A 1,295-nucleotide genomic window follows, 5' to 3' on the forward strand; every position below is an offset into this window, starting at 1 on the left:
TCGGCTGATGGTGTGGGCTGGGGTGAGGGTGTCGGCATGCTGGTGCTGGAGCGGCTGTCCGACGCCCAGCGCAACGGGCACTCGGTGCTGGCGGTGCTGCGGGGCAGCGCGGTGAACCAGGACGGCGCCTCCAATGGGTTGACTGCGCCGAATGGTCCGTCCCAGCAGCGGGTGATCCGGCAGGCGCTGGCCAGCGGCGGGCTCTCCCCGGTCGATGTCGACGCGGTGGAGGCGCACGGAACCGGGACCACTTTGGGTGATCCGATCGAGGCGCAGGCGTTGCTGGCCACCTATGGGCAGGATCGGGACTCGGGGCGTCCGCTGCTGCTCGGCTCGGTGAAGTCGAATATTGGTCATACGCAGGCTGCGGCGGGTGTCGCGGGTGTGATCAAGACGGTCATGGCGATGCGGCATGGGGTGCTGCCGCGCACCCTGCACGTGGATGCTCCGTCGTCGCATGTGGACTGGACGGCCGGGGATGTCGAGCTGGTGGCGGACAACACTGTGTGGCCGGAGGCGGGGCGTCCGCGTCGGGCGGGTGTGTCGTCGTTCGGGATCAGCGGCACCAATGCCCATCTGATCCTGGAGCAGCCTTCAGAGCCTGTGGGGGTCCATGAGGCCGAGGGCGAGGCTGAGGTAGCTCGGGTCGGGATCGTGCCGTGGGTGGTGTCGGCGAAGACCGAGGCCGCGCTGGACGCGCAGGTGGATCAGATCGCGTCTCTCGCGGGCAGCGCCGGGTCAGTGGATATCGGTTTCTCGCTGGCTGTCGGGCGGTCGGTGTTTGAGCATCGGGCGGTGTTGCTGGCCTCTGAGGAGGGTGTGGTCGAGGCTGCGCGGGGTGTTGTCGGGGACGGGCCGTTGGCTGTGGTGTTCTCGGGGCAGGGTGCGCAGCGGCTGGGTATGGGCCGGGAGTTGTATGGCCGGTTCCCGGTGTTCGCCGAGGCGCTGGATGCCGTACTCGCGCACCTGGACGACTCGGTGCGCGAGGTGATGTGGGGCGAGGACATCGNCGAGGCGCTGGATGCCGTACTCGCGCACCTGGACGACTCGGTGCGCGAGGTGATGTGGGGCGAGGACATCGAGGCGCTGAACAGCACCGGGTCGGCCCAGCCCGCCCTGTTCGCCGTCGAGGTGGCGCTGTTCCGGCTCGTGGAGTCCTTTGGGGTGCGGCCGGACTTCGTGGGTGGGCATTCGATCGGCGAGGTGGCGGCTGCCCACGTGGCGGGTGTCCTGTCGCTTGAGGACGCGTGTGCTTTGGTGTCCGCGCGGGCTCGGTTGATGCAGGCGCTGCCGCC

General features: G+C 69.3%; 1 protein-coding gene. It reads left to right on the top strand.

Translation table 11 applies throughout. From position 1 onward, the window contains the following. Positions 1 to 1,295: acyltransferase domain-containing protein (locus EEJ42_RS04100; RefSeq protein ID WP_148081844.1), on the top strand; the 1,295-nt coding region annotated here is incomplete at both ends.

Origin of the sequence: Streptomyces botrytidirepellens, assembly GCF_003721215.1 — a bacterium.
GTDB classification, from domain to species: domain Bacteria; phylum Actinomycetota; class Actinomycetes; order Streptomycetales; family Streptomycetaceae; genus Streptomyces; species Streptomyces himastatinicus.